General features: G+C 55.5%; 20 protein-coding genes. 8 read left to right on the top strand and 12 right to left on the bottom strand.

What is annotated here, in order from left to right:
- Nucleotides 1-24 precede the first annotated feature (24 nt).
- From argF to CMN55_RS09740, 3 genes are all read right to left on the bottom strand, one after another.
- Complete coding sequence (gene argF, locus CMN55_RS09750) at nt 25-951, bottom strand: ornithine carbamoyltransferase (protein WP_293949602.1); 927 nt, start codon at nt 949-951, stop codon at nt 25-27.
- Nucleotides 944-2,119, bottom strand: coding sequence for an aspartate aminotransferase family protein (locus tag CMN55_RS09745; RefSeq protein WP_293949601.1), 1,176 nt, complete (start codon nt 2,117-2,119; stop codon nt 944-946). Before CMN55_RS09745 ends, argF begins: the two co-directional genes overlap by 8 nt.
- A gap of 119 nt (nt 2,120-2,238) precedes the next feature.
- Nucleotides 2,239-3,078: an ABC transporter permease gene (locus CMN55_RS09740; RefSeq protein ID WP_293949600.1), complete on the bottom strand. Its 840-nt coding sequence runs from the start codon at nt 3,076-3,078 to the stop codon at nt 2,239-2,241.
- A gap of 150 nt (nt 3,079-3,228) precedes the next feature.
- Here CMN55_RS09740 and arsC point away from each other — a divergent pair, with 150 nt between their 5' ends.
- Together arsC and CMN55_RS09730 are read left to right on the top strand one after the other, a co-directional pair.
- On the top strand, nt 3,229-3,576 hold the full coding sequence (gene arsC, locus CMN55_RS09735; RefSeq protein WP_293949599.1) for an arsenate reductase (glutaredoxin): 348 nt from the start codon (nt 3,229-3,231) through the stop codon (nt 3,574-3,576).
- Between the two features lie 145 nt (nt 3,577-3,721).
- Entirely contained in the window at nt 3,722-4,906 is a 1,185-nt protein-coding gene (locus tag CMN55_RS09730; RefSeq protein WP_293949598.1) for an acetyl-CoA C-acyltransferase, read from the top strand.
- A 116-nt stretch (nt 4,907-5,022) separates the two neighbouring features.
- Here CMN55_RS09730 and CMN55_RS09725 read toward each other — a convergent pair whose 3' ends face one another.
- From CMN55_RS09725 to CMN55_RS09705, 5 genes are all read right to left on the bottom strand, one after another.
- Nucleotides 5,023-5,895, bottom strand: a complete 873-nt coding sequence (locus tag CMN55_RS09725) for a 3-hydroxybutyryl-CoA dehydrogenase (RefSeq protein ID WP_293949597.1) — start codon at nt 5,893-5,895, stop codon at nt 5,023-5,025.
- Between the two features lie 64 nt (nt 5,896-5,959).
- A complete protein-coding gene (locus CMN55_RS09720) occupies nt 5,960-6,889 on the bottom strand; it encodes an electron transfer flavoprotein subunit alpha/FixB family protein (protein WP_293949596.1) in 930 nt (309 codons plus the stop codon).
- On the bottom strand, nt 6,889-7,638 hold the full coding sequence (locus CMN55_RS09715) for an electron transfer flavoprotein subunit beta/FixA family protein (RefSeq protein ID WP_293949595.1): 750 nt from the start codon (nt 7,636-7,638) through the stop codon (nt 6,889-6,891). The genes CMN55_RS09720 and CMN55_RS09715 overlap by 1 nt, the downstream gene beginning before the upstream one ends.
- Before the next feature lie 203 nt (nt 7,639-7,841).
- Nucleotides 7,842-8,405 (bottom strand): cob(I)yrinic acid a,c-diamide adenosyltransferase, encoded by a 564-nt coding sequence (locus CMN55_RS09710; RefSeq protein WP_293949594.1) that lies wholly within the window; start codon nt 8,403-8,405, stop codon nt 7,842-7,844.
- A 30-nt stretch (nt 8,406-8,435) separates the two neighbouring features.
- The gene (locus CMN55_RS09705; protein WP_293949593.1) at nt 8,436-8,630 is read right to left on the bottom strand and encodes a twin transmembrane helix small protein; all 195 of its coding nucleotides are present in this window, start codon (nt 8,628-8,630) and stop codon (nt 8,436-8,438) included.
- 76 nt (nt 8,631-8,706) lie between these two features.
- On the opposite strand from CMN55_RS09705, the gene CMN55_RS09700 reads away from it, so the two are divergent.
- From CMN55_RS09700 to CMN55_RS09690, 3 genes are read left to right on the top strand one after another with little or no spacing between them, the layout of a single operon-like run.
- A complete protein-coding gene (locus CMN55_RS09700) occupies nt 8,707-9,885 on the top strand; it encodes an NAD(P)/FAD-dependent oxidoreductase (RefSeq protein ID WP_293949592.1) in 1,179 nt (392 codons plus the stop codon).
- A gap of 17 nt (nt 9,886-9,902) precedes the next feature.
- Entirely contained in the window at nt 9,903-10,106 is a 204-nt protein-coding gene (locus CMN55_RS09695; RefSeq protein ID WP_293949591.1) for a tautomerase family protein, read from the top strand.
- A gap of 12 nt (nt 10,107-10,118) precedes the next feature.
- Nucleotides 10,119-10,949 (top strand): YihY family inner membrane protein, encoded by an 831-nt coding sequence (locus CMN55_RS09690; protein WP_293949590.1) that lies wholly within the window; start codon nt 10,119-10,121, stop codon nt 10,947-10,949.
- 3 nt (nt 10,950-10,952) lie between these two features.
- Here CMN55_RS09690 and CMN55_RS09685 read toward each other — a convergent pair whose 3' ends face one another.
- From CMN55_RS09685 to ccrA, 3 genes are read right to left on the bottom strand one after another with little or no spacing between them, the layout of a single operon-like run.
- Nucleotides 10,953-11,378: a VOC family protein gene (locus CMN55_RS09685; protein WP_293949589.1), complete on the bottom strand. Its 426-nt coding sequence runs from the start codon at nt 11,376-11,378 to the stop codon at nt 10,953-10,955.
- A gap of 13 nt (nt 11,379-11,391) precedes the next feature.
- Nucleotides 11,392-13,086 (bottom strand): acyl-CoA dehydrogenase family protein, encoded by a 1,695-nt coding sequence (locus CMN55_RS09680; RefSeq protein WP_293949588.1) that lies wholly within the window; start codon nt 13,084-13,086, stop codon nt 11,392-11,394.
- A 29-nt stretch (nt 13,087-13,115) separates the two neighbouring features.
- Nucleotides 13,116-14,420 carry a crotonyl-CoA carboxylase/reductase gene (gene ccrA, locus CMN55_RS09675; protein WP_293949587.1) on the bottom strand — a complete coding sequence of 435 codons (1,305 nt, stop codon included), beginning with the start codon at nt 14,418-14,420 and terminating at the stop codon, nt 13,116-13,118.
- Between the two features lie 268 nt (nt 14,421-14,688).
- Here ccrA and CMN55_RS09670 point away from each other — a divergent pair, with 268 nt between their 5' ends.
- Nucleotides 14,689-16,701, top strand: coding sequence for a protein meaA (locus CMN55_RS09670; RefSeq protein ID WP_293949586.1), 2,013 nt, complete (start codon nt 14,689-14,691; stop codon nt 16,699-16,701).
- A gap of 41 nt (nt 16,702-16,742) precedes the next feature.
- On the opposite strand, the gene gluQRS is transcribed toward CMN55_RS09670, so the two are convergent.
- On the bottom strand, nt 16,743-17,588 hold the full coding sequence (gluQRS, locus tag CMN55_RS09665; RefSeq protein WP_293949585.1) for a tRNA glutamyl-Q(34) synthetase GluQRS: 846 nt from the start codon (nt 17,586-17,588) through the stop codon (nt 16,743-16,745).
- A 140-nt stretch (nt 17,589-17,728) separates the two neighbouring features.
- On the opposite strand from gluQRS, the gene CMN55_RS09660 reads away from it, so the two are divergent.
- Together CMN55_RS09660 and CMN55_RS09655 are read left to right on the top strand one after the other, a co-directional pair.
- The gene (locus tag CMN55_RS09660) at nt 17,729-19,021 is read left to right on the top strand and encodes a S41 family peptidase (protein ID WP_293949584.1); all 1,293 of its coding nucleotides are present in this window, start codon (nt 17,729-17,731) and stop codon (nt 19,019-19,021) included.
- Nucleotides 19,018-19,656 carry a DNA-3-methyladenine glycosylase family protein gene (locus CMN55_RS09655; protein WP_293949583.1) on the top strand — a complete coding sequence of 213 codons (639 nt, stop codon included), beginning with the start codon at nt 19,018-19,020 and terminating at the stop codon, nt 19,654-19,656. The genes CMN55_RS09660 and CMN55_RS09655 overlap by 4 nt, the downstream gene beginning before the upstream one ends.
- The last annotated feature ends 84 nt before the right edge of the window (nt 19,657-19,740 follow it).

Here is a 19,740-nt window from a genome sequence, read left to right as displayed (position 1 = left end):
TTTCCTTTGCTTCTGTCAGAAAGCCTATGCGCCGAGGCACCAGCGCAGCACGGCTTTTTGCGCATGCAGACGGTTTTCCGCTTCATCGAAAATGACGGATTGCGGGCCATCCATGACTTCCGCCGTTGCCTCCTCTCCCCGATGGGCGGGGAGGCAATGCATGAAAATGGCATCACGGGAGGCGCGCGCCATCAACTTGCTATCAACCTGATAAGGCGTCAAAATATTATGGCGATTGGCTGCATCATCCCCCATGGAGACCCAGGTATCGGCCACCACGCAATTGGCGCCTTCAACCGCTTCGGCCGCGTCCCGCATCACATGAACACGCGCGCCCGTTTCCCGCGCCCAGGCCAGCGCCGCCGGATCGGGCGCCAGTTCCTCCGGACAGGCAACGCGAAATTCGAAGCCGAACTGCCCGGCCGCATGAATCCAGGATGTCACCATATTGTTGCCATCCCCGCACCAGGTCACCACCTTGCCCCGGATCGGACCGCGATGCTCCTCGAACGTCATGACATCGGCCATCAGCTGACAGGGATGGCTGTCATTGGTCAGGCCGTTGATGACCGGCACCGTCGCATTTTCCGCCAGCTCCAGCAGCTTCGCATGGTCATCAGTCCGGATCATGATGGCATCCACATAACGCGACAGGACGCGCGCCGTATCGGCAATCGTCTCGCCGCGGCCAAGCTGCATGTCATTGCCATTCAGAACAATGGTATGCCCGCCGAGCTGGCGCATGGCCATATCGAAGGATACCCGCGTGCGTGTGGACGGAAATTCGAAAATCGTCGCAAGGGTATAACCCGCAAGCGGTGTTTCGGGATCCACCGTGCCTTTGGGCAATCCCTTGCGGGATGCCTTGAGGGCGATTCCGTCATCTATAATATGCCGCAGATCAGAGTTCGACAGCTCGTTCAGATCGAGAAAATGCAAAGGTTTAGCCATTTTCCAGCTCCGTGCAGGCTTCATCGAGACGGCTGATAAACTCCGAAATCTCGGTATCTTCAATAATGAGCGGCGGGAGAAGACGGATCACATTGTCTCCGCCCTTCGCCGTCAGGACACCTTTTTCGAGCAGCTTGTTGAGCAGCAGCGTATTCTCAACCTTGCATTTAAGGCCAATGTGCAGCCCGATGCCGCGCACTTCCTCCAGAACTTCGGGGTGCCTGTCAACGGCGCCCGCCAGCCCCTGCTTGAGATGATTGCCCATCTCGGCAACATGATCGAGAAAACCTTCTTCCGTCATGACATCGACAACCGCGTTCGCAACGGCCATAGCCAGCGGATTACCGCCATAGGTGGAGCCATGACTGCCGACCGTCATCGCCTTCGCCACCTTCTCAACGGCAAGACAAGCGCCCACGGGAAAGCCACCGCCCAGCGCTTTAGCCGAGGACAGGATGTCCGGGGTGATGCCCGCATGTTCATAGGCGAACAATTTGCCGGTTCGCCCCATCCCGGTTTGAATTTCATCCAGCACAAGCAACAGATCATGCTCATCACATAGCTTGCGGAGTGCCCGCATAAACTCGGGCGCCACCACCTGAATGCCGCCTTCGCCAAGCACAGGCTCGATCATAATAGCCGCCGTCTCATCGGTTATGGCCGCTTTCACCTTTTCGATATCCCCGACGGGGACATGATCGAATCCTTCCATGACCGGACCAAACCCTTCCAGCAGCTTTTGCTGTCCCGCCGCCGCGATGGTGGCAAGGGAGCGCCCGTGAAAGGAATTTTCAAAAGTGATGATCCGGTATTTTTCCGGATGGCCGGTAAAGCTGAAATATTTTCGCACCATCTTGATGGCCGCCTCATTGGCTTCCAGCCCGGAATTACAAAAATAGGCCGCATCGGCAAATGTGGCGTCCACCAGCTTTTTCGCCAGCTCCTCCTGCCCCGGGATACGGAACAGGTTGGACACATGCCAGACCTTGTTCGCCTGCTCTACCAGTGCGGCCACAAGCCGCGGATGCGCATGACCAAGGGCGCTCACCGCAATACCGGCCGCAAAGTCGAGGTATCGTCGGCCGTCATTCCCGTAAAGATACATCCCCTCCCCTTTTTCAAAGGCAAGGTCAGCAGGAGCATAATTCGATAAGAGTGCGGGAATCATATGCTTTCTCCACGAAAAATAAAAAAGGCCAATAGCCGATTTCCGATACCAGAAAGCGCGGAAGTATTGACAGGAGACCGGTTCCTGTCAATCAATCTCTTATCATCTGACTGATATTTTCAGGCTTTCAGCCGATATCCGCTTTTTATCAGCACCCACACGAAAATATAGAGCAGGATGTCGATCCCGGCGATGAGCGTCGCCCCCACCCATACGGCGCTGTCCGATGTTCCGATAAAGCCGTATCGGAACCCGTCAATCATATAGAAAAATGGGTTCAGATGGCTGATCTGATACCAGATGCCGGTCAGCCGTTCGATGGAATAGAAGGTCCCTGACAAAAAAGAAAGCGGCATGATGATGAAGTTCGTGACCGCCGCCATATGATCAAACTTTTCGGAAATAATGCCGGCAATAATGCCCAGCAACGACAGCATAAGGCCGGATCCGACGATATAATAAATGATAACGGGCCATGAATGCACCGTGATATCGACAAATGGCCAGATCGCAATCCCGACGACCAGCGCGACACTGATCCCGCGCGCAACACCCGACAGAACAAAGGCGAGAGTTAGCTCCGTTGCCGACAGGGGCGGCATCAGGATATCGACAATATTGCCCTGTATCTTCGAGATCAGGATCGAGGAAGACGTATTGGCAAACGCATTCTGGATCACCGCCATCATGATCAGTCCCGGCGCCAGAAAATTTTCATAGCTCACACTGCCCACATAACGGCCGCTTCCGCCGAACGCGAGCGAGAAAATCGCCAGGAACAGGACCGTCGTCATCATTGGCGCCAGAATCGTCTGGAGTGGCACTTTCAAGAACCGGTGAATTTCCTTCCACAGCAGCGTAAGGAAACCACGCCAGTTACCGAAACCGATTTTATGAACGATCCGCAAGGCAAGGCCGGTTTTATCGGTATCGCTTTGAGTTATGATATGAGATGTCATGCCGGATAAATATTCAATTCGCGCCCGGCAGGCAAGCCATCAATTGCAAAGCTGATGACGCCCATCACATATAGGGCGGCTAGCCTCAGATAAAAGACTGGGCTATTAAAAGACAACCAGGAAACCAGTCCCGCTGATGGAGGTAAAAGAATGTCCGTTGAAATTTTCCACAATCCCCGTTGCAGCAAATCACGCCAGACACTCGCCCTGCTGCAGGAAAAGGGGATAGATCCCACCATCACCGAATATCTTGTGACACCGCCCAGCAAGGAACGCCTGCAGGAAATCCTCAATCTGCTCGATATGAAGCCCCGCGAACTGATGCGCAAAGGCGAGGCGGAATACAAGGAAAACAATCTCGCCGACGCATCGCTCAGCGATGCCGACCTCATCCAGGCAATGGCTGATCATCCGAAACTGATCGAACGGCCGATTGTTTTCGCCAATGGCAAGGCCCGGATTGGCCGCCCGCCGGAATCCGTTCTGGAAATCCTGTAAATCTGTAAGGCGCGGCCTTTCTTCATATTGAGAAAGACAGAGAATCCGTCTTTTCATCCGTCGAAGCTGGCTATAGAATTGCGGGAATTTTCCGGTCATAATGATCGGCACGGGAGCATAAATAAAAACATCGAGGAGAAAACTCATGGCAGACGCCGTAATCGTATCAACCGCAAGAACACCCATCGGCAAAGCCTATCGCGGCGCCTTCAACAACACGCATGGGGCGGACATGGGCGGACATGTCATCAAACATGCTGTCGCCCGTGCGGGCATTGATCCCGCCGAGGTGGAAGACGTGATCATCGGCGCCGCCAACCCGGAAGGCGCCATGGGCGGCAATATCGCCCGGCAAGCGCTGCTCACCGCCGGTCTGCCGGTCACCACCTCAGGTACGACAGTCAATCGCTTCTGCTCCTCAGGCCTACAGACAATTTCCATGGCAGCGCAGCGCGTCCTCGTCGACAAGGTGCCCGTCATGGTCGCGGGCGGCATGGAAAGCATCAGCCTTGTCCAGAATGAGCATGCCAACCGCTATCGCTCCAAAAGCGACTGGCTGATGGCCAACAAACCCGCGATTTATGATCCGATGCTGAAAACGGCGGAGACGGTCGCGACCCGCTATGGCATCACCCGCGAGGCGATGGATGAATACAGCTACCAGAGCCAGATGCGCACCGCCGCCGGGCAGGAGGCCGGGCGTTTCGACCAGGAAATCGTCCCCATGACGACAAGCAAAGCGATCGAAAACAAGGAAACCGGCAAGGTGATGTATGAGGACGTCACCCTCACCCAGGACGAAGGCAACCGGCCGAGCACGACCCTTGAAGGGCTTTCCTCGCTGAAACCGGTGATGGGCGAGGACTGCTTTATTACGGCCGGCAACGCCAGCCAGCTTTCCGATGGCGCGTCTGCATGTGTGATCATGGACAGCAAACTCGCCGAACAGCGGAATATTGAGCCTCTCGGCATCTATCGCGGCCTTGTCGTGGCCGGGTGCGAACCTGATGAAATGGGCATCGGCCCGGTTTTTGCCGTGCCGAAGCTGCTGCAACGTCATGGCCTCAAGATGGATGACATCGGCCTTTGGGAACTGAATGAGGCTTTCGCCGTGCAGGTTCTCTACTGCCGTGACAAGCTCGGCATTCCAAACGAACTGCTGAATGTCAATGGCGGTGCCATTTCCATCGGGCATCCCTACGGTATGTCCGGTGCCCGGATGACGGGCCACGCCCTCATCGAAGGCAAGCGCCGCGGTGCCAAATATGTGGTTGTCACCATGTGTATTGGTGGCGGCATGGGCGCCGCCGGTCTTTTCGAAGTGGCGTAAGACTGCCCTCCATATCGCCGATGATGTCCCGGAGGTTCAACCGAATCTCCGGGATTTTTATTTTATGGGCAATAAAAAAGGCCCGGATAACCGGGCCCTTTCCTGAACGTAACGCCTTAGCGCGTCGGGATCGGTTCGTCCCCGGTGTAATCGTAAAAACCACGCCCGGATTTCCGCCCGAGCCACCCGGCCTCGACATATTTGACGAGTAGCGGACAGGGGCGGTATTTCGTATCAGCCAGCCCTTCATACAAAACCTGCATGACGGCAAGGCAGACATCAAGGCCGATAAAATCGGCAAGTTGCAGCGGACCCATCGGATGATTGGCGCCAAGCCGCATCGCCGTATCGATCGCGCGCACCGATCCAACCCCTTCATACAGAGTATAAATCGCTTCATTGACCATAGGAAGCAGAATGCGGTTGACGATAAAGGCCGGGAAGTCTTCCGCCGGGGTCGGCGTTTTATGGAGACGAACCGTCAGTTCACGGATCGTCTCGAACGTCTCTTCATTGGTGGCAATCCCGCGGATCAGCTCAACGAGCTGCATGACCGGCACGGGGTTCATGAAATGCATACCGATGAACTTCTCCGGTCGGTCCGTCACCGCCGCAAGGCGGGTTACCGAAATGGAGGAAGTATTGGTTGCAATAATGGCTTCCGGTTTTAACTTCTGGCCGAGAGCGGTGAGAATCTTTTTCTTGATCTCCTCATTCTCGGTTGCGGCTTCAATGACCAGATCCACTTCCGAAAGATGCTTGTCATCCAGTACCGGGATAATATGGGTCAGGGCTTTGGTGATGTCCCCTTCGGAGAGAGCCCCCCGGCCAACCTGGCGCTTCAGGTTATACTCGATGGTTTCCATGGCGGCTTTCAGCCGTTCATCGGAAATATCTTTTAGATACACATCTATATCTGCGAGCGCCATGACATGGGCAATGCCATTCCCCATCTGGCCGGCGCCAATCACACTTACTTTGTTTATCATCGCTTAATTCCAAACATAAAGGTGAGCGCGATCATGCCGCCAAAAACCTGACCCGTAGCTGTCATTACAGGGCTGCTTCCAGCTCCGGCAGAGCCTTGAACAGATCTGCAACAAGGCCGTAATCGGCAACCTGGAAAATCGGCGCCTCCTCGTCCTTGTTGATAGCCACAATCACCTTGCTGTCTTTCATACCTGCAAGATGCTGGATGGCGCCGGAAATACCGACAGCGATATAAAGCTGTGGTGCAACCACCTTGCCGGTCTGGCCAACCTGAAATTCATTCGGCACAAAGCCCGCATCAACAGCGGCACGGCTTGCGCCAACCGCAGCGCCAAGCTTGTCGGCAACTTTTTCAAGAAGGACGAAATTGTCGCCGGACTGCATCCCGCGGCCGCCGGAGATAACAATTTTTGCCGCCGTCAGTTCCGGACGTTCGGATTTGGACAGCTCTTCCCCGACGAAGCTGGAAAGACCCGCATCAGCCGCCGCGCTGGCCGCCTCAACCGTGGCGGAACCACCCGTTGCATCAGCGGCCGGGAAGTTGGTCGGCCGGATCGTGATAACCTTCTTCGCATCGCTCGACTGCACGGTCGCCATGGCGTTACCGGCATAGATCGGACGCACAAAAGTATCAGCAGAGACAACTTCCGTAATTTCGGAAATCTGGGCCACATCCAGGAGCGCCGCAACGCGCGGCAGGATGTTTTTACCCGCCGTCGTTGCTGCCGATATGATGGCGTCATAGCTATCTGCAAGAGAAACAATCAGCGCTGCAGTATTTTCAGCAAGCGTGTTGGCATAGAGCGCATCATCAACCAGCAGAACCTTGGCGACACCGGCCACTTTCGCGGCCTCATCGGCAACAGCGGAACAGCCGCTGCCCGCGACGAGAATATGAACATCGCCGCCAAGCTTCGTAGCTGCCGTCACCGCGTTCAGTGTGGAAGCGCCGAGGGCCTTATTGTCATGATCAGAAAGAACAAGAACAGTCATCAGATAACCCCCGCTTCATTTTTCAGCTTGTCGACCAGTTCGGCGACAGATTCAACTTTCACACCGGCTTCGCGTTTGGCCGGTTCTTCCACCTTGAGCGTCTTCAGACGCGGCGCGATGTCAACGCCGAGATCTGCCGGTGCTTTTTCATCAATCGGCTTTTTCTTTGCTTTCATGATGTTCGGCAGCGATGCATAGCGCGGCTCATTGAGGCGCAGATCGGTCGTGACAACTGCCGGCATTTTCAGATCAATCGTCTGCAGGCCGCCATCAATCTCGCGAGTGACTTTCGCCGTCCCGTCTTCAAGGCTGACCTTGGAAGCGAAGGTGCCCTGCGACCAGCCCAGCAACGCGGACAGCATCTGGCCCGTCTGGTTTGAGTCATCGTCAATGGCCTGCTTGCCAACAATGATAAGGTCCGGCTTTTCTTCTTCCGCAACCGCCTTCAGCAGCTTTGCAACGCCGAGCGGCTCCACCGTTTCGTCTGTTTTCACCAGAATGCCGCGGTCAGCCCCCATGGCAAGCGCGGTCCGCAAGGTTTCCTGCGCGGCCTGCGGGCCGACAGAAACTGCAACCACTTCGGTTGCCACGCCTGCCTCGCGGAGACGAAGCCCCTCTTCGACGGCAATTTCATCGAAAGGGTTCATGGACATTTTAACATTGGCGAGGTCTACACCTGTTTTGTCCGCTTTCACGCGGATCTTAACGTTGTAGTCCACGACACGTTTAACAGCGACGAGAACTTTCATGGGTCGGTCTACTCCCGGAGTCATAGTTTTTTCAACATCCGACGGAAATCCGTTTTCCGGCGGCGTGAATTTGTGAACATAAAGATACTTAAATTCGGCAGTGCACAATAAATAGCTAATGACTATCTGTCAATTCGCCGAATTGGGACATTTTCACGCAGGCAAATCGGCGGTTTTCCGGGCGCTAAAGGCCCTGAAACAGCTTATCTGTTGGCGCCGGGCACCCACAAAACATCCTCCGCCCCCTTATTATTGAGAAAACGTCCCAAGACAAACAGATAATCCGACAATCTGTTTACATAGGCGACGGCAGCAGAGTTTACATGTTCCGAATCGGCCAGCGCGATTATTCTCCGTTCGGCGCGCCGACAGACGGTCCGCGCCAGATGCAGGTAGGATGACGCAGCGGAGCCGCCCGGCAGGATAAAGGAATTGAGCGGCGAAAGTTCCGAATTGAGCTGATCGATTTCCTGCTCCAGACGATCGACCTGTTGCTGGATGATACGTAGCGGTGGATATTTCGGATTCTCCTTTTCCGGCGTGCAGAGATCGGCGCCAAGATCAAAAAGATCATTCTGGATACGCGACAGCATTTTATCTGTCTCACCCGTCACATGCAGCCGCACCAGACCGATGATGGCATTTGTCTCATCCACATCGCCATACGCATCCACACGCAAATCGGCCTTGCTGACCCGCTCTCCATCTCCGAGAGATGTCTGCCCCTTATCTCCGCCGCGGGTATATATTTTCGTCAGTTTTACCATCTAATTTCCATGTCCGGAGTTGTTTTTCTATTAGTTTCCGGAGCTCGCCAACCAGATGCCGATCATGATCAGCACAACGGCGATGGCCTGCATCAGGATGCGCAGACGCATCAATTTATTGCTGTGACGGCGATTAAAGTCGCCACCACGCGCCATGGTCAGCACTCCGAAAAGGAGGACAGCCGCCGTACCGATGACAGCGGCAACAATGAAAAAATTGATCATATCTTGATCCGATCTGTCTTATAAGGATAAAGCATCCAACGCTATACCCATACACCCTATATGGACAGGAAATTTCATGGAAGCAACCCGGGATATTGTCATAATCGGTGGCGGCGTTATCGGATCCTCCATCGCCTATTTCCTGAAGGCAACGCCCGGCTTTAGTGGCAGCGTCACGGTCCTTGAGAAAGACCCTACCTATGAATTCGGCTCAACCGCCCGTTCATGGGGCGGTGTCCGTCAGCAGTTTTCAACGCCGGAAAATATTTTGATCTCGCGCTTTACCGAGGAATTCCTGCGGGAAATCACCCATTATCTTGGCATCGATGGAAGCCCGGTAAATGTCGATTTTCAGGAACGAGGCTATCTGTTCCTCGCAGAAGAGCCGCATATCCCGACACTTTACGCCAACAATGCCATCCAGCGAAGCCTGGGCGTCAATGTCGGCCTGCTGGATCAGGAGGACCTCAAGCGCGGGTTTCCCTGGCTCAATGTCGCCGATCTGGCGGGCGGGTCCTTTGGCCTCAGCGGGGAAGGCTGGCTCGACGCCTACAGCCTCAATCAGGCGTTTCGCAAGAAAGCAATCTCGCTGGGGGTTGAGTATCGCGCCATTGCGGCAGCCGGACTTGATGTGACCGAAGGCAAGGTTACCGCAGTCCGGCTTGCGGACGCATCACGGATTGCCCCAGGAGCGGTCGTCAATGCTGCCGGCCCCGCCGCCGCGGCCGTTGCGGGATGGATCGGCATTGAGCTGCCCGTACGTTCCCGCAAGCGCTATGCCTATTCCTTCAGCTGCCGGGAGGAAATAACCGGCTGTCCCCTGATTGTGGATCCAAGCGGGGTTCATTTTCGCCCCGAAGGAAGACAGTTTATTGCCGGATGCTCGCCCCATCCCGCCAATGATCCCGACTGCACCGACTTTGACGTAGATTATAGCTGGTTCGAAGAGCATATCTGGCCCATTCTCGCGCATCGTGTTCCCGCATTCGAATCAATCCGGATGGAACGGGCCTGGGCCGGGCATTATGCCTATAACCTGCTGGATCAGAATGCGATCCTCGGTCCGCATCCGGAGATTACAAATTTCTATTTCGCCAACGGATTTTCGGGACACGGATTGCAACAGTCCCCGGCGGTTGGGCGGGCGATTGCCGAGCTTATTACCGACGGCGAATACCGGAGCCTCGATCTTTCCCGCTTTTCCTATGAACGGATCGTGACAGGCCACGCCATCTCAGAACATAATATTGTCTAACGAACATTGGAGTGGAAATGCCGATAATCAGAATTGATATGTTTGAAGGACGTGATACCGCGACCAAGCAGAAGCTGGTACGGGCCATGACCGACGCGATGGTGCAGATCACCGGTTGCAGCGAAGCCAGCGTCAATGTGCTGATCAACAATATCGCCAAGGAGGACTGGGGCCTTGGCGGTGAACTTGCCAGCCGTAAATTTCCGGACAAGGGAAAATAGCAGGAATCACAAGTGCAGGATATTTTTCTCATCAATTTTCTTGTGCGCATTTGGCAGCATTTCAAGGAACAGAACTGCCTCCGTATGGCGACGGCGCTGAGTTATCAGACCCTTCTCGCCATTGTTCCCATTGCGGCGGTGGCCTTTGCCCTGTTTACGGCCGTACCGGCCTTCAATCACCTGAAAGAGAAGCTTACCAATCTCCTTTTCGATAATCTGCTGCCGTCCAAATTCACGGCCATTGATGCCGCCATGCATGATTTCACCCTCAATGCCGGGCAGCTTACCTATTTCGGCCTGGCCGGTATCGCCATTACCGCGCTGATGCTGATGGCCAGCATTGAAGAGATTTTTGCGCAAATCTGGAAGGTCGCGGCAACACGCAATCCTTTCAAGCGGTTGATGACCTATATTGTCATCACGCTGATCGGCCCCATTGCTCTCGGCAGTAGCCTTACTCTCGTCAACTGGATCATCGATATCAGCGAGGAGGCAACCGGCGTCCAGCTTTCCGATCTTCTCACGCTGGTCAGCGCAACCATGCCCATGTTGCTGCCGTTCCTGATCCTGTTCATTCTGTATCGCATCGTTCCCGCCTGCGAGGTCAAATGGCGCCATGCCTTTATCGGCGCGGCAGTGGCAACGGCGCTGTTCCTGCTCGGGAAATATCTGTTCATGCTCTACTTGCAGTTTTTCCCGTCTTATGAGGTGGTCTATGGCGCCATGGCGGCTTTCCCGCTCTTCCTCATATGGCTTTATGTAAGCTGGGCGATCGTGCTGTTCGGCGCGTCCATCGCCGCGGTGCTCGGCTTTGAATATACGGGGGAGATGGAAAAACGCTAACGCCTAGTCCGGCAGAATCACGGCTCCGTCGCCGGTAATCTCGAACCCCGGATTCCAGGCAACTTCCCACAGATGACCATCGAGATCGCGGAAATATCCGCTATATCCGCCCCAGAACACCTCTTCCGCCGGTTTGACGATTTCTGCGCCCAAGGATTGAACCTGATCGAGTATCTGATCGACCTCTTCCTTGCTGCGCGTATTATAGGCGATGGAGAACCCTTCAAATCCGGCGCCGTCATCGCTTATCCCGGCATCCTTTGCAAGATCAGTGCGCGGAAAGAGTCCAAAGGCAATGGACCCGCATTGAAAAAAGGAAACGCCGGAAGCGTCCCGCACGGAACGCTTCCAGCCAAGAGATTCAAAAAAGGCCGTACTTTTCGCCAGATCCCGGACGCCGAGTGTGATCAGTGACAGCCTTTGTTGCATATGAAACTCCGTATCAGTTTGCCCCTTCGAGCAGGCGGCGGGCAATGACCTGTGCCTGAATTTCTCCGGCACCCTCAAAAATATTGAGAATACGCGCATCGCACAACACGCGGCTGATCGGATATTCAAGCGCGAAACCGTTGCCGCCATGGATCTGCAGGGCGTTATCCGCCGTGCTCCAGGCAACGCGGGCGCCGAGAAGCTTGGCCATACCCGCTTCCAGATCGCAGCGACGCCCCTCATCCTTCGCCCGGGCGGACGCATAGGTAAGCTGCCGCGCCATCATGATTTCCACCGCCATCCAGGCCAGTTTGCCCGCGACACGGGGGAATTCGATAATCGGGCGTGAAAACTGGACACGATCCAGCGCATAGCGCAGGCCAAGCTCCATGGCATTCTGGGCAACGCCCAGCGCCCGGGCCGCCGTCTGGATGCGGGCGCTTTCAAAGGTCTGCATCAACTGCTTGAAACCGTTGCCCTCTTCTTCGCCCAGCAGGTTTTCCGCCTTGATTTCGAAATTGTCGAAGCCAAGCTCATATTCCTTCATCCCGCGATAGCCGAGCACCTCAATCTCGCCGCCGGTCATGCCTTCCGCCGGGAAATCCTCGGTCTCGGTCATATGCGGTTTTTCGGCAAGGAACATGGAAAGCCCCTTGTATCCCGGCTCGTTCGGGTTGGTGCGTACCAGCATGGTCATGACATCGGCGCGGGCGGCATGGGTGATCCATGTCTTGTTGCCGGTTACCTTGTAGACATCGCCGTCCTTCATAGCCCGGGTCCGCAGGGACGCCAGATCTGATCCTGTGTTCGGCTCGGTAAAGACAGCCGTCGGGAGGATTTCACCGGTCGCAATCGGGCGCAGCCATTTTTCCTTCTGCGCGTCCGTGCCGCCGGTCAGGATCAGCTCCGCCGCGATTTCGGAGCGCGTGCCGAGAGAGCCAACGCCGATGTATCCGCGCGACAATTCTTCCGACACAACGCACATGGACATCTTGCCAAGGCCGAGACCATCATATTCTTCCGGCACAGTCAGACCGAAAACACCCAGCTCCGACATTTTCCGGACCACCGGCATGGGGATCAACTCATCCTTCAGATGCCAGTCATGGGCATAGGGCATGACTTCTTCGTTGGCGAAACGGCGGAACTGATCGCGAATCATGGCGAAGGTCTCATCAAGGCCCGGATTACCATAGTGATCCGTATCAATCCCTTCGGCGATGAGAACCGCGATCCGGTCCTTGATGCCTGCGGTGTAACCCGCGTCGATCAGGTTCTGTACCTCCGGCGTTTTGAACTTGGCAATGGCCGCGTCATCAACACCAAGATCAGCCGGACGAATGATCTCCCCAAGGGACATGGGAATACCGCCCGCGATCTGGGCCAGATACTCGCTGAACCCGGCCTGCAGGATCAGCTGCTCCAGCTCGCCGTAATGACCCTCACTCGCCAGATGCCGGGACCAGTTGAGAGTTTCCCGCATGGCTTCCACATAAGTGGCCAGCCAGGCAAGGCCATGTGTGGCATACTGGTTCGCCTCCACCAGCTTGGCGCTGATCCGGCCCTTGTCATCACGGGTTATGTCAGCAACCGCCATGATCGCCTGCTGTTTGAAGGATTCGGCAGCGTTCAGCGCCTTTTCACAAAGATCGTCCAGCCCGTCCAGAACCAAGGCTCCGGACGCCGCAACCATTTCAGATGTTGTCATTCTTGTTCTTCCTTTTGGGGTCTGGCTGATTACTCGTTGCCTGCCTCGATCGCATCCTCAATCGTCCGCATCCCCGGATATTTGGCAGAAACCAGCACGGCCATATTGCCCGGCTTATGTTCATTGTTCATCATTTTTGTATGAGCGCGTGGAATATCATCCCAGGAGAATACTTCCGACATGCACGGATCAATACGCCGTTCCACAACCAGATTATTCGCCTGTGACGCCTGTTTCAGGTTGGCGAAATGGCTTCCCTGAATACGCTTCTGCCGCATCCAGACAAAACGCGCGTCCATTGTCAAGTTAAAGCCGGTTGTTCCGGCGCAGAAAACGACCATGCCGCCGCGCTTCACGATGTTACAAGACACGGGGAAGGTCGCCTCTCCGGGATGTTCGAACACGAAATCGACGTCATTGCCCTTGCCGGTGATCTCCCAGATCGCCTTGCCGAATTCGCGGGTCTTTTTCATATAGTCGCCAAAACCTTCGCCATTGACCGTCGGCAGTTGGCCCCAACAATCAAAATCCTTGCGATTAAGCACGCCCTTGGCGCCGAGAGACATCACAAAGTCCCGCTTGCTTTCATCGGAGATCACGCCGATGGCGTTGGCGCCGGCCGCCGCGCAAATCTGGATGGCCATCGAACCAAGTCCGCCTGACGCGCCCCAGATGAGAACATTATGACCGGGCCGCAGGATGTGCGGGCGATGACCGAACAGCATGCGATAGGCTGTCGCAAGCGTCAGAGTGTAGCAGGCGCTTTCTTCCCACGTCAGATGTTTGGGGCGCGGCATCAGCTGGCGGTCCTGCACCCGGGCGAACTGAGCAAACGAGCCGTCTGGCGTCTCATATCCCCAAATCCGCTGGGACGGGGAGAACATCGGATCGCCGCCGTTACATTCCTCATCATCACCATCATCCTGGTTGCAATGCACGACAACCTCGTCACCGATCTTGAAGCGCTTGACCTTGTTGCCAACGGCATAGACAACCCCGGACGCATCGGATCCGGCAATGTGGTATGGCTGCTTGTGATAGTCAAAAGGGGAAATGGGCTCGCCAAGCGCCGCCCAAACGCCATTATAGTTGACGCCGGCCGCCATGACCAGAATCAGAACATCGTGACTGTCGAGCTCGGGCGTATCTACAATCTCGACCTGCATTGCCTTTTCCGGGACGCCATGGCGTTCCTTGCGGATTGCCCAGGCATACATTTTGGAGGGCACATGACCGAGAGGCGGAATTTCTCCTACCTCATACAGGTCCTTGATTTCGCCAGCCGGTAGGGTGGTGCCTGTTTCCGACAGGGCTGCAGCGTGCGTATTTGACATCAAAACATCCTTCGCATTTTGTGGGGTTTCTATATTATAGGGCGTAGATATTTAGAATTTACAAATTCCCGATTCTCGCCATGATATATCGCATTGCATCAAAAATTGGAACTGAGACCTTTACTTTGGCCCACTTTGTGAGAAGATTACTGACCTTTGAGCAGATAACAAGTATTTTTTGCATTGCAGCACGACGATATGTTATTACGCATGGCAATTACGCCGCGTAACAACTGGTCAGTTTTGAGCTGAAAAACGAAAGAAAATTATGAAGAAAGACGACAAGGAAGCCCGAAATTCCGCCGCTTCAAAGAAAGACCGGCCTTGGCTTTTCCGCACCTATTCGGGCCATTCTTCGGCCAGCGCATCGAATGAGCTGTATAAGACAAACCTTGCGCGGGGTCAGACGGGACTGTCTGTCGCTTTCGATCTGCCAACACAAACCGGCTATGATTCGGATCATATTCTCGCCCGCGGCGAAGTCGGAAAGGTGGGTGTTCCCATCTGTCATCTGGGGGACATGCGTACTCTTTTCGAGGGAATACCGCTCGAAAAGATGAATACTTCCATGACGATAAACGCCACATCGGCATGGCTGCTCGCGCTTTACATTGCTGTCGCAGAGGAACAGAACGCCGATATTTCTGCCCTGCAGGGGACGGTCCAGAACGATATCATCAAGGAATATCTCTCGCGCGGGACCTATATTTTCCCGCCGCGACCGAGCATGCGGCTGATCACCGATGTTGTCAGCTATACCTATCGTGAAATGCCGAAATGGAATCCGACCAACGTCTGCTCCTATCACCTTCAGGAAGCGGGCGCGACGCCGGTGCAGGAACTTTCCTTCGCACTTGCAACCGCCATCGCGGTGCTGGATGCGGTAAAGGAAGGCGGGCAGATTTCCCCCGAAGATTTCCCGGAAGCCACCGGGCGGATCAGCTTTTTTGTGAATGCAGGCATCCGATTCATCACTGAAATGTGCAAAATGCGCGCCTTTGTCGATCTATGGGACGAAATTCTGCTGGAACGCTATGGCGTTCAGGACGAAAAATTCCGCCGCTTCCGCTATGGCGTGCAGGTCAATTCCCTCGGCCTGACCGAGCAGCAGCCGGAGAACAATGTCTATCGTATCCTGCTGGAAATGCTGGCCGTGGTCCTGTCCAAAAAGGCGCGCGCGCGGGCCGTCCAGCTTCCTGCCTGGAACGAAGCTCTCGGTCTGCCGCGCCCGTGGGATCAGCAATGGTCCCTGCGCCTGCAACAGATCGTCGCCTATGAGACCGACCTGCTGGAATTCGGCGATATTTTCGAAGGCTCCATTGAGATTGACCGCAAGGTGGAAGAGTTGAAGGCCGCCGCGCGCGAGGAACTCCGCCTGATCGAGGAAATGGGCGGCGCCATCGCCGCTGTCGATACGGGCTACTTGAAAGAATCCCTCGTCAACTCCAACACGGCGCGGGTGCAATCCGTCATCGCCGGTGAATTGCCCGTCATCGGCGTCAATCGCTTTACAGAGTCCGCCCCCTCCCCGCTGACGCAGGAGGCTGACGGTGGTATCATGACCGTTGATGAGGCGGCAGAGGCCGAACAGATTGCAGGGCTGAAAGCCTGGCGCGCTAGCCGCGATGACGCGGCCGTCCGCCGCGCCCTGGACGCCCTGTCCAAGGCAGCCCGCGATGGCAGCAATATCATGCCTCCCTCCATCGCTGCGGCAAAGGCCGGTGTCACCACCGGTGAATGGTCCGAAGCCCTCCGTCAGGTATATGGGGAATATCGTGCGCCCACCGGGGTCGGCATTGCCGTCTCCAACGCCGAAAATGATATTCTGGAGCCCGCCCGCGAAAAAGTTGCTATCGCCGCCGGAGAGCTGGGCCGTCCGCTGAAGGTGCTGGTTGGCAAGCCCGGCCTTGATGGCCATTCCAACGGGGCGGAGCAGATCGCCGTCGCCGCGCGCGATAGCGGCATGCAGGTTGTATATGAAGGCATCCGCCTGACCCCGGAGCAGATTGTCACCGCCGCCAAGGCGGGTACCGTTGATCTTGTCGGGCTATCGATTTTGTCCGGATCGCACATTCCGCTGGCCACCGAAGTCTGTGAACGCCTGAAAGACGCGGGGCTGTCGCACATCCCCGTCGTTGTCGGCGGGATTATTCCCCAGGAAGATGCCGTCCGGCTCAAAAATGCCGGGGTCAGCGCGGTCTACACACCGAAGGACTTCAACATGTCCGGGATCATTATAGATATGGTGGATATTATCATGAAATATGAGGATGTCGCCTGATGTCCTCATCCCGTTAAAGATTCGCGCCTTCGTGCTGAATGTTAACTATAATCCACCATTTTCAGCACTTCTTCAGGAGAATATCCCTCTTCACGGAGGGATCTGACCGTTGCTGCCTTATCGCGTTTTGAGAGCCGTTTTCCCTGCGGATCGGAGATCAGGCCATGATGCATGTAACGCGGCGTTGGCAATTCCAGCAGCGCCTGCAATAGACGATGAATATGGGTCGCCGCGAACAGATCCTGCCCCCGCACGACAAGATTGACCCCCTGCAACGCATCATCAAAGGTAACCGCCAAATGATAGCTTGTCGGCGTCTCCTTGCGGGCCAGAACAATATCCCCAAAAGGCGCCGGATCACACTGTATGATCCCCTTGCCCACCTCCTCGAACCGCAGGCTTGAAAGCGGCACGGACGCCATCGCCTTAACCATATCCAGACGTAATGCATATGCATCGCCCCGGGTAAATCGCTCCTGCCTCTGCAGATCGCTCAAATGTCGGCAAATGCCCGGATAGATGGGGCCTTCGGGGCCCTGGGGGGCGCTATTGCTGCGGGTGATTTCCGCCGCAATTTCCTTGCGTGTGCAGAAACAGGGGTAGATCAGATCACGATCACCAAGCTTCTCCAGCAGCGCCGCATAATCATCGAAATGATCGCTCTGCCGGCGGATGGGATAATCCCATTCCAATCCCAGCCAACGCAGGTCTTCAATGATCCCTTCCTCAAATTCGGGGCGACATCGGGTGGTGTCAATATCTTCAATCCGCAGCAGAAAATGCCCGCCCTCCTCCCGCGCCGCCTTTCGGGCGAGCCTTGCGGAATAGACATGTCCCAGATGCAGAAATCCGGTTGGGCTGGGCGCAAAACGCGTTATAGTTACCATATCGTTAACAAGGAACGGGTTCGGAAAAAATTATCAAAATACACCTAAAATTTTATCTGTTTTTCTTGTCAGTCATCCGGCCCGACGCTAGCCTTTGTTAACAGTTTTTTAATTATAAAAAAGATCAACGGGCGAGACAAATGTTTAGACGGATATTGATCGCGTTGAATATTCTGATGCTGGTGACGGCTTGCGCCATTCCGATTACCCGCAATCACGATATAAATGTGGCAATGGAACGTTACGAGGCCGCCTATCGCGAGATTGTCAGAAATGACCCTCTGATGGCGCAGAATATTGGCGTTATGGCCGATGTCCTGGAAACAGTTGATCGCCGTTATGTAGATAACGTCAATCCGGAACGGCTTGTCGACAAAGCGATAGAGGCGCTGCAAGCGACTGCCGATGATAGTGACGGCCCGTTTGAAAAAGATCCGACCACCCGTGCGTTGAACGCCATGCTGTCCTCCATGGACCGTTTTACCGGCTATATGGCGCCGCAGAGCTTTTCGAGCTATCGGGAAAGTCTGGACGGGCATTTCATCGGCCTTGGCGTGCATATCCGGATGATTGACGACAGCCTCACCATCATGGATCTGCTGAAAGGCTCCGGCGCAGAAGCGGCGGATCTTCGCAAGCAGGACATTATCACTCATGTCGATGGCGCCCCCATCAAAGGCTTGACCCTGCACGAAGCCCGGGCATTGTTACGCGGACCGGAAAATAGCGTCGCCAGCCTAACCATCCGTCGTCCGTCCATGAACGAGCCGCTGCAAATTGCCGTGACCCGCAAAGAGGTGGACATCACCTCTGTTGCCCATCATGTGGAAGGCAATATCGGCTATATCCGGATTTATTCCTTCACCCGCAAGACAGGCCCCGGCGTCACCGTCGCGCTTAAAGATATTGACCGGCAGCTCGGGGACGGCCTTTGCGGCATCGTCCTTGACATGCGCGACAATCCGGGCGGGCTGGTCTCTGCGGCGGAGATTGTTGCCGATGCCTTTCTGGATGGCGGCAATATTTACGCCGTCGAAAATCGCGGTCATATGATGATTGCGCGCGATGCAGACCGGGGCGATGAAGCACGGGGAACGCCCATTGTTGTCATGTTGAACAAGAAATCCGCCTCCTCCTCCGAAATTGTCGCCGGGGCACTGAAATATCAGGCTCGCGCGAAGCTGTTTGGCGAACAGAGTTTTGGTAAAGGGCTCATGCAGTCTCTCATGCCGCTACGCAATGGTGGCGGGCTCAGGCTGACGACAGGCCGGTTTACTACGGGTGGCGGCCCCACTTTCCACGGAGTCGGATTAACACCGGATATTCCCCATAAGGATGTTGTGGGGGAAAGCGATGCCTATCAGATTTCCCTCGCCGCCAAGAGCCTGAACTGTAACACAAGCCTGACAACCGCGCTTAACACGGCACAATGACAAGCGGCGGCAATATCAACGACGCCCTCGCCTTCATAACTGCGCAGGACCCGGATTTTGCCCGCGCCCTCCCGCTTATAAAACCTCTGCCGGACCGGGGCCGACCCGCCGGCTTTGAACATCTGTCCAAAATCATCGTCGAGCAGCAAGTCTCCCTCGCCAGCGCGGAAGCCATCTGGAAACGCCTTTCTGAAGCGGTCGCGCCTTTTACGCCGGAGATGATGGTCACTTTTGATGAGGCCGGCCTCCGCAGCCTCGGCCTCAGCCGCCAGAAAGCCCGGTACTGCCGCGCCCTTGCCATAGATATTGTTGAAGGCCGGTTATTGCTTGACCGGCTGCATGAAGAAGAGGATGCAGCCGTGCTGGAGCAGTTGACGCAGGTCAAGGGTATCGGCCGCTGGACTGCCGAAATCTATATGATCTCCTGCCTTGGCAGGGCCGATGTCTGGCCTGCCGGGGATATTGCCCTGCAGAACGCCCTCGGCCATCTGAAAAATCTGCCGCAGCGGCCCGATGCAAAGGCGATGGACCTGCTTGGCGAACCGCTGCGCCCCCATCGCACTCTCGCCGCCCGGATCCTTTGGCGCTATTATGCCGATGTGGTTCAGGCCGCAACGCGCAAAAGCGGGAAATAGCATCCCGCCACAGAATTATGCGGCCATTTCATCAAGATACGGTGGTGTAATATTTATTTCACACAAAATAATGTAATAGCATTT

It is taken from the genome of Sneathiella sp., from assembly GCF_002694385.1.
Lineage (GTDB): Bacteria > Pseudomonadota > Alphaproteobacteria > Sneathiellales > Sneathiellaceae > Sneathiella.
This window is presented reverse-complemented; position numbering and strand designations above follow the sequence as displayed.

Bases quoted from the DNA above. Each gene is read 5' to 3' on its own strand.
- argF (WP_293949602.1), bottom strand. From the start codon at position 951: ATGGCTAAACCTTTGCATTTTCTCGATCTGAACGAGCTGTCGAACTCT.
- CMN55_RS09745 (WP_293949601.1), bottom strand. From the start codon at position 2,119: ATGATTCCCGCACTCTTATCGAATTATGCTCCTGCTGACCTTGCCTTT.
- CMN55_RS09740 (WP_293949600.1), bottom strand. From the start codon at position 3,078: ATGACATCTCATATCATAACTCAAAGCGATACCGATAAAACCGGCCTT.
- arsC (WP_293949599.1), top strand. From the start codon at position 3,229: ATGTCCGTTGAAATTTTCCACAATCCCCGTTGCAGCAAATCACGCCAG.
- CMN55_RS09730 (WP_293949598.1), top strand. From the start codon at position 3,722: ATGGCAGACGCCGTAATCGTATCAACCGCAAGAACACCCATCGGCAAA.
- CMN55_RS09725 (WP_293949597.1), bottom strand. From the start codon at position 5,895: ATGATAAACAAAGTAAGTGTGATTGGCGCCGGCCAGATGGGGAATGGC.
- CMN55_RS09720 (WP_293949596.1), bottom strand. From the start codon at position 6,889: ATGACTGTTCTTGTTCTTTCTGATCATGACAATAAGGCCCTCGGCGCT.
- CMN55_RS09715 (WP_293949595.1), bottom strand. From the start codon at position 7,638: ATGAAAGTTCTCGTCGCTGTTAAACGTGTCGTGGACTACAACGTTAAG.
- CMN55_RS09710 (WP_293949594.1), bottom strand. From the start codon at position 8,405: ATGGTAAAACTGACGAAAATATATACCCGCGGCGGAGATAAGGGGCAG.
- CMN55_RS09705 (WP_293949593.1), bottom strand. From the start codon at position 8,630: ATGATCAATTTTTTCATTGTTGCCGCTGTCATCGGTACGGCGGCTGTC.
- CMN55_RS09700 (WP_293949592.1), top strand. From the start codon at position 8,707: ATGGAAGCAACCCGGGATATTGTCATAATCGGTGGCGGCGTTATCGGA.
- CMN55_RS09695 (WP_293949591.1), top strand. From the start codon at position 9,903: ATGCCGATAATCAGAATTGATATGTTTGAAGGACGTGATACCGCGACC.
- CMN55_RS09685 (WP_293949589.1), bottom strand. From the start codon at position 11,378: ATGCAACAAAGGCTGTCACTGATCACACTCGGCGTCCGGGATCTGGCG.
- CMN55_RS09680 (WP_293949588.1), bottom strand. From the start codon at position 13,086: ATGACAACATCTGAAATGGTTGCGGCGTCCGGAGCCTTGGTTCTGGAC.
- ccrA (WP_293949587.1), bottom strand. From the start codon at position 14,420: ATGTCAAATACGCACGCTGCAGCCCTGTCGGAAACAGGCACCACCCTA.
- CMN55_RS09670 (WP_293949586.1), top strand. From the start codon at position 14,689: ATGAAGAAAGACGACAAGGAAGCCCGAAATTCCGCCGCTTCAAAGAAA.
- gluQRS (WP_293949585.1), bottom strand. From the start codon at position 17,588: ATGGTAACTATAACGCGTTTTGCGCCCAGCCCAACCGGATTTCTGCAT.
- CMN55_RS09660 (WP_293949584.1), top strand. From the start codon at position 17,729: ATGTTTAGACGGATATTGATCGCGTTGAATATTCTGATGCTGGTGACG.
- CMN55_RS09655 (WP_293949583.1), top strand. From the start codon at position 19,018: ATGACAAGCGGCGGCAATATCAACGACGCCCTCGCCTTCATAACTGCG.